This window comes from Hugenholtzia roseola DSM 9546, from assembly GCF_000422585.1.
Lineage (GTDB): Bacteria > Bacteroidota > Bacteroidia > Cytophagales > Bernardetiaceae > Hugenholtzia > Hugenholtzia roseola.
In genome coordinates this window covers 50,668-57,834 of the sequence record NZ_KE383891.1, presented here as the reverse complement: position 1 = coordinate 57,834, position 7,167 = coordinate 50,668, and the positions used below count along the sequence as shown (strand labels likewise).

The following is a 7,167-nucleotide window of genomic DNA, read 5'->3' as shown; positions in this document are numbered from 1 at the left end:
GTTGATGTTTTAAGTTGATGTTTTAAGTTGATGTTTTAAGTTGATGTTTTAAGTTGATGTTTTAAGTTGATGTTTTAAGTTGATGTTTTAAGTTGTCGCATTTCCTTTTTTTCTGTTCCTTTTCCACTATTGCCCTCGAAACTTGCCAACCGAAGGATTAGAATTTCGTTAGAATTTGTATCTTAGTCACAGATTTCACAAATTTGTGTGTCTTTTGCTTTTTTGTTGCTCCCGCTCTCAATATTTCTTTTTTTATTTTTTACCCTTTTGATATGATATTTTCACCTTTTCGCCTTTCTTTTTTTCTAAAAAAATCAAATCCGCTGACTACCCTTCGCCTTTGTGCAGGCGTAGCCTTTTTGAGTGTGGCACTTACCAGTTGTGGGGGCAACACCCAAATCACGATGGAAAGCACAGGGCAGTATGAAGCAGATGCCAATATGAGCCACAAAGTCTATATCAATGACTCTTTGGTGAAAAACGAAACTTGGGAAGGCAATAGCGCAGGCGCATTTGAGCATCAGGGCAAAGTCAAGATAGGCGACCCCGACAATCCAGACGGCAGTAGCGCAGGCGCAAGCCTACAAAATGCCTTTGCCGAAGTGGAAAAAGCCCTTTCCGACCAAGACCCCAACGACATAGAACCCATACCTGCCCAAGAAGGCAGCGAAACCAGCGTAGGCAAACAAAACCAGCCCTTGAAGGCAACCCTCAATTGCCAAAGTGTCATTACAAAAGATGAATTTGTGAACCTCAAAGAAAAAGTCCGAAAAGCCTTCATGGACGAAGATAAGGTTACGGTGGCGCAAAATAGCTTCAATTCGCAATGTCTGACTGCCTCCCAAGCGGCAGATTTAGCCTCTTTACTCTCTATGGACGACAACAAACTTACACTTTTTAAGTTTTTGTACGGACGCACGCAAGACAAGCAAAATTTTGAGAAAGAAGCCAATCTTATCTTGAAATTTTCGCGCTCGAAAAATGCCTTAGCTGCCTTTATCAAAGCGCAGTAGCGTACCTAAAATGCTACTTTTTGTAGCGTCAAAATCCTTTTAAATTATTTGCAAATCTAAATTGTTTAGAAATCTGTTTGCAAATCATTAACTGTGCCGCTCCTGTCTGACACAAAAGGCTCGATTGTCTTTGCAGCATACCCCAACAAGGGCGGCACTTGGCTTTATTTTATACTTAAAAAACTGCTATGTCTAAACGAATTTTAATTATTGATGACGAAAATGCCATCAGACGCACCCTACGCGACATCTTAGAATACGAAGGATATGCCGTAGAGGAAGCCAAAGATGGGCAACAAGGTTTGGATATGGTACTCACTGCCGACTTCGATGTCGTGCTTTGTGATATAAAAATGCCCAAATTAGATGGCGTAGAAGTATTGCAAAAAGCGATGGAATTGGGCAAGGATACGCAGTTTATTATGATTTCTGCCCATGGCAACATCGAGACTGCCGTAGAATGTACCAAAAAAGGCGCGTTTGACTTTATAGAAAAACCACCAGACCTCAATCGCCTGCTGCTTACGATTCGCAATGCCTTAGAGAAGTCGAACTTGGTGAGCGAAACCAAAACGCTCAAAAAGAAAATCGCCAAAGGCATCGATATGATAGGCGATTCGGAAGCGATTGTGCAAATCAAGGAAACCATCGAAAAGGTAGCACCCACAGAGGCGCGTGTCTTGATAACGGGTGCAAATGGTTCGGGGAAAGAATTAGTGGCGCGTTGGCTACACGAAAAAAGTGAGCGCAACAAATACCCACTCATCGAGGTAAATTGTGCCGCCATACCCTCCGAATTGATAGAAAGCGAACTTTTCGGACACGAAAAAGGCTCTTTTACCTCTGCCGTCAAACAGCGCATTGGCAAATTTGAGCAAGCCGACAAGGGAACGCTCTTTTTAGACGAAATTGGCGATATGAGCCTTTCGGCACAAGCCAAAGTCTTACGCGCTTTGCAGGAGCATAAAATCACGCGCGTAGGGGGCGATAAAGAAATCAAAGTCAATGTGCGCGTATTGGCAGCCACCAATAAAGACCTCAAAGAGGAAATCAAGAAGGGTAACTTTCGCGAAGACTTATACCACCGTTTGAGCGTTATTGTGGTCAAAGTGCCTGCCTTAGCCGAAAGGTTAGACGATATTCCCCTGCTGGTCGATTATTTTTTAGACCAAATTGCACAAGAATACGGACAACCCAAAAAGTCTTTCTCTGCTGATGCCCTTAGTCAGATGCAAAAAATGCCTTGGACGGGCAATATCCGCGAACTTCGCAACGTCGTGGAGCGGCTTGTGATTATGTGTGGTAATAAAATTAGCAAAGAAGATGTTATTAAGTACGCCTAAGAAAAAGTTGTTTTTGTACTTTTTGTAGTTTTAACATAAAAAAAGCAAAAGACGCATCTTGTAAGTCTAAAAAAGAAAAAAAATATCTTTTTTAGCTTGCTTGGTGTGTTTTTTTTATTTATTTTTCGTCCGTAAAAATTTCGCGTACTAAAACTCCAAACTTATGAAAATTTACGAAAACCCGTTTATCCACCTCTTTTACTACGCCGAAACAGGGCTTATTCATTTCTACTACTACAACGACGGCGCAAGCATGGAAGAGGAAGACTTCAAAACAAACATGCGCGTCTATGCTGATGCCGTAGAACAGTACCTACCTGATAAACTTTTGGTAGATACTTCTATTTTAGCCTATACCATTCCCGTAGAAGTACAAGAATGGGTAGCCAAAGAAATTGCACCGCGCACTACCTGCCTCAAACGTATGGCGTTTGTAGTAGCCGACGATGTCTTTTCGCAAGTTTCGGTAGAACAAATGATGGAAGAAGACGAAATTGCGCAAAACTATGACGCACCGCGTTATTTCAACGACCCCGAAGAAGCCAAAAAATGGCTTTTTTCTTAAACCTACCATTACTTTTATCTCTTTTCCTTTACGAAAATCTCTTATTTACTTTACTATTTATCTAATTCATTTCGCTACTCCGTTTTGCTAAGTATTGGATAAACCTACACGATTTTTTTACATCTCTTTTCAAAACAAGTTTCATCACTGAAAAGATGGAACTTGTTTTTCTTTTAAAAGCTACCAAATCGCCTTTCTATTTGGGCTTGCAATTTCTAAATTCCTCATTTTTTGTTAAAAACAGCACTTTTAGGGTGATAAAATGACCATGACGGTATTATTTTTTGCACCTTTGCAAAAGCTAACATCTGAATATTCCAAACTTTCCTAATATTTGTATGACGCAGAACAAAATCCGCTTCTTTGGGCAGCCTGCCCCAAAAAAACAACCGTCTCTAAGCCTTTGGACGCGCCTAATTGCGCCTCTCTTATTTTGGGCTTTTTCCCTTGTTCCGCTTTCGGCACAGCAAGACAATGCCGACCTCATCAAATGGACTTTCGACTTTTCTAAGAAAGAGTACCAAATTGGAGATGAAATAGAAGTAATTTTAAAAGCAAAAATCAAAGAGAGTTGGTATCTCTATTCCACCGACTTTGACCCCGCCTTGGGTCCGATTGTTTCCGAATTTAATTTCAAACCACAAGGCGATTACGAGCTTATTGGAAAAATAAAGCCCATGGCACCCAAGAAAAAATACGACGACCTTTGGGGAGGCGAATATACCTATTTTACAAAAACTGCCGAATTTAGACAAAAAATTAAAGTTTTAAAACCACTAACTACGATTGTAGTAGAGCCTTATTTTCAAGTTTGTTCAGATGAAACAGGCATGTGTATCCTCAATGCCGTTATCGAGGGTAGCAAAAAGTTTAATATCGCCACCAAAAATCTGACCCTAAAATCCGACACAAAACAAGAAACCACTCAAAATAGCACAGAAACAAGCAGCGAAAAAGAGGTAGAAAACAAAGCCGAAAACAGCACCCAAGCCGATACAGAGGGCGAAAAGTTCGCCCCCCTCGATACCATTTCGGTAGAAGAAAATGGCGAAGGCAAGCAAAATAGCAACTTTGACAATCAAAGCACTTCTAAAAATCCTACCTTAGATTTAAACCCTACCTTCAATCAGGAGGCGACGCAGGAAAGCATCTGGGGCTTTATTCTGGCATCTTTCATAGGCGGCGTGCTGGCTTTGCTCACCCCTTGTGTCTTTCCGATGATTCCCATGACGGTGGCTTTTTTCACCAAACGCAGCCGTAGCAGAGCAAAAGCTATCGTGCAGGGACTTATTTACGCGCTTTCTATTATCGCCTTTTTCACACTGATAGGCGTGGGCGTTGGGGCTTTATTGGGCGAAGATGCGGCAAATTTTCTCTCTACACATTGGTTTCCAAACCTCTTTTTCTTTACGCTTTTTATCATTTTTGCGATTTCTTTTTTTGGCGCATTCGAAATTACACTTCCTTCCTTTATCGTCAATAAAATGGACGCGCAGGCAGACAAAAATCGCGGCTTAGGAGGTATTTTCTTTATGGCAATTACGCTGGTTTTGGTGTCCTTTTCCTGCACCGCTCCTATCGTAGGTAGCCTTTTGGTGATGGCGGCTGATGGGCAATTTTTGCGTCCTGCCTTGGGTATGGCTTCTTTTGGGGCAGCTTTCGCCCTTCCTTTTAGCCTTTTTGCGATATTTCCTTCTTGGCTTAGTTCGCTTCCCAAATCGGGGGGCTGGCTCAATACGGTCAAAGTAGTTTTGGGTTTTATAGAATTAGCCTTAGCGTTCAAATTTTTGAGCGTTGCCGACCAAGTCTATCATTGGGGGCTTTTAGATAGGCATATTTTTATTGCAATTTGGGCAGCCATTTCTTTCCTAACAGGGCTATATCTTTTGGGCAAGATTCGCCTACCACACGATAGCGCGATGGAAAAATTGAGCATCACGCGCCTGCTCTTAGCCACTGTCGCCTTTGGCTTTTTTCTCTATCTGCTGCCCGGTCTTTGGGGCGCACCCCTGAAAGAATTGTCGGGCTATCTGCCACCACAAAAGGAAAACATGTTCGCTTTTGCTTCAAATGGTACAACATCACAAACCGCCAAAGAGGAAAGCTTTAATGCTAAATACGCCGATTTCTTACATCTGCCGCATGGCATCAAAGGCTACTTCGAATACAAAGAAGCCTTAGCCGCTGCCGAAAAAGCAGGCAAACCGCTTTTCATAGATTTCACAGGACATGGTTGTGTAAATTGTAGGAAAATGGAAGCAAATGTATGGGCAGATGCACAGGTATTGCGTGCGCTCAAAGAAGATTTTGTAGTTGTCGCCCTTTATGCAGACGAGCGCAAAGAAGCCGAACAAAGCGATTGGGTACAAAATGCAGAGGGCGAAACCCTCAAAACGATAGGTTCAATCAATCTCAACCTGCAATCAGAGCGTTTCAAGACCACTTCGCAGCCCTACTATGTCATCATCAATCCCAAAGATGAGCGTTTGCTTGCCAATCCGACGGCGTATGATGAGAAAGTGAGCAATTTTATCAACTTTTTAGAAACTGCAAAAAACAACTTTAAAATATTAAACGCTGCCCAATAAAAAAGCGATGAAATTTTATCTCACCCCAGGTCCTTCCGAACTTTACCCTTCCGTAGCCGACCACCTTCGGTCTGCTTTGCGCCAAAAACTTACCTCTATTTCGCATAGAAGTCAAACTTTTAAAGATATTTATGCAGAAACGGAAAAAAACTTACGTCTGCTTTTAGCCATTCCCGACCATTTCCACCTCGTCTTTGCAAGTTCGGCAAATGAAATTTGGGAGCGCATTATCCAAAATACAGTAGCCTTGCACTGCACGCATTTGGTAAATGGCTCTTTTTCCTCAAAATTTGCTGATTTTGCACAAAAGTTAGGTAAAAATACAAGTCTAATAGAAGTTCCTTTTGGAAAAGGTTTTCAAGCAGAAAATTTTGGTGAGCCTGCCAATGACAGTAGCCAAACCGAAATGCTCGCCATTATTCAAAACGAAACCAGCAGTGGTGTAAGTTTTGATGAAAATTTAATGGCTTTGTGTCAAAAGCAATATCCTACTGCACTTATTCAAGTAGATGCCGTTTCTTCGCTGCCCTACTACACGCCTGATTTTACGCGCCTTGATGGGCTTTATTTTTCGGTACAAAAAGGATTCGGACTACCTGCGGGCTTAGGCGTTTGGATTTTTTCGGAAAAAGTATTAGAAAAAGCAAAAACCTTACAGGCACAGTTGGCAGAAAAAGGTAGTTCTATTGGTAGCTATCACGCCCTTCCAGATTGGCTTTCGCAAGCCCAAAACCACCAAACCCCTGAAACGCCTAATGTGTTGGGCATCTATCTTTTAGGAAAAGTTTGTGGCGATATGCTCGAAAGAGGCATCAAAACGATACGTCAGGAAACCAATTACAAGGCGGCTTTGCTCTACGACGCACTTGAAAGAAGCCAACTTTTCACCCCTTTCGTTGCGCCTGCACACCGTTCTAAAACCGTTTTAGTGGCTGATTTTTTGGCTGAAAAAAGTCAAAAAAGTCTTTCACAAATCTTACAACTATTTGAAAATGAAGGACTTATCATAGGAAAGGGCTATGGGAAATACAAAGAAAGTCAGATTAGAATTGCTAATTTCCCAAGCCACTCGAAGGAGTTAGCCGAAAAATTGGCAGACCTGATTTTGAAATATTAGTGGCTACACAAGGCGATACTTTTTCGGTGTCGCCATCTCAATTTTTCTTTACCACCCAAATCGTATATGTTTGCTTTTCCTGCCCTCCATCTTCCCGCTCTTGAACTAAACAAAGAGGGACAAATTTATGAAAAAGAAGGAAAATATTACATCATAGATTTATTGCGAAAAAAGCACCTGCTCCTCACGCCCGAAGAATGGGTCAGGCAGCATGTAGTACAGTGGCTTATGGCTTGTGGCTATCCTAAGGGTATGATGAGTTTGGAAAGTAGCCAAAAATTGAGCCTACAAAGGCGATACGATTTGTTGGTATTTGATAAAAATAAAGACCCTTTTTTGTTGGTGGAATGTAAAGCCAGTCATATTAAAATTAGCTCTGATAGTTTTCAACAAATTCTATCTTACAACCTTTCTTTGCAAGCACCTTATATTTTGGTTACGAATGGGTTAAAAATTTTCATTCTTTCCAAAACTGATAAGGGCTACGCTCCACTTTCCAACCTGCCTCCCTACCTTTGAAAAAATAACTACCTCTGAAATT

Annotated in this window: 6 protein-coding genes; all 6 read left to right on the top strand. The window is 41.6% G+C overall.

Annotated features, from left to right (window positions below):
- Positions 1-272: 272 nt before the first annotated feature.
- The 6 genes from G500_RS0121595 (at position 273) to G500_RS0121565 (ending at position 7,145) form a co-directional block, all read left to right on the top strand.
- Positions 273-1,013, top strand: a complete 741-nt coding sequence (locus G500_RS0121595) for a proline and serine-rich protein 1 family protein (RefSeq protein WP_154657276.1) — start codon at positions 273-275, stop codon at positions 1,011-1,013.
- Positions 1,014-1,201: 188 nt separating this feature from the next.
- Positions 1,202-2,356 carry a sigma-54-dependent transcriptional regulator gene (locus G500_RS0121590; RefSeq protein WP_027004048.1) on the top strand — a complete coding sequence of 385 codons (1,155 nt, stop codon included), beginning with the start codon at positions 1,202-1,204 and terminating at the stop codon, positions 2,354-2,356.
- A gap of 163 nt (positions 2,357-2,519) precedes the next feature.
- Positions 2,520-2,921 (top strand): hypothetical protein, encoded by a 402-nt coding sequence (locus G500_RS0121585; RefSeq protein WP_027004047.1) that lies wholly within the window; start codon positions 2,520-2,522, stop codon positions 2,919-2,921.
- A gap of 338 nt (positions 2,922-3,259) precedes the next feature.
- Positions 3,260-5,509, top strand: coding sequence for a protein-disulfide reductase DsbD family protein (locus tag G500_RS24590; protein WP_051204029.1), 2,250 nt, complete (start codon positions 3,260-3,262; stop codon positions 5,507-5,509).
- A gap of 7 nt (positions 5,510-5,516) precedes the next feature.
- Positions 5,517-6,626, top strand: a complete 1,110-nt coding sequence (locus G500_RS0121570) for an aminotransferase class V-fold PLP-dependent enzyme (protein ID WP_027004046.1) — start codon at positions 5,517-5,519, stop codon at positions 6,624-6,626.
- A 66-nt stretch (positions 6,627-6,692) separates the two neighbouring features.
- Positions 6,693-7,145 (top strand): type I restriction enzyme HsdR N-terminal domain-containing protein, encoded by a 453-nt coding sequence (locus tag G500_RS0121565; RefSeq protein WP_027004045.1) that lies wholly within the window; start codon positions 6,693-6,695, stop codon positions 7,143-7,145.
- The last annotated feature ends 22 nt before the right edge of the window (positions 7,146-7,167 follow it).

Bases quoted from the DNA above. Each gene is read 5' to 3' on its own strand.
- G500_RS0121570 (WP_027004046.1), top strand. From the start codon at position 5,517: ATGAAATTTTATCTCACCCCAGGTCCTTCCGAACTTTACCCTTCCGTA.
- G500_RS0121595 (WP_154657276.1), top strand. From the start codon at position 273: ATGATATTTTCACCTTTTCGCCTTTCTTTTTTTCTAAAAAAATCAAAT.
- G500_RS0121590 (WP_027004048.1), top strand. From the start codon at position 1,202: ATGTCTAAACGAATTTTAATTATTGATGACGAAAATGCCATCAGACGC.
- G500_RS0121565 (WP_027004045.1), top strand. From the start codon at position 6,693: ATGTTTGCTTTTCCTGCCCTCCATCTTCCCGCTCTTGAACTAAACAAA.
- G500_RS24590 (WP_051204029.1), top strand. From the start codon at position 3,260: ATGACGCAGAACAAAATCCGCTTCTTTGGGCAGCCTGCCCCAAAAAAA.
- G500_RS0121585 (WP_027004047.1), top strand. From the start codon at position 2,520: ATGAAAATTTACGAAAACCCGTTTATCCACCTCTTTTACTACGCCGAA.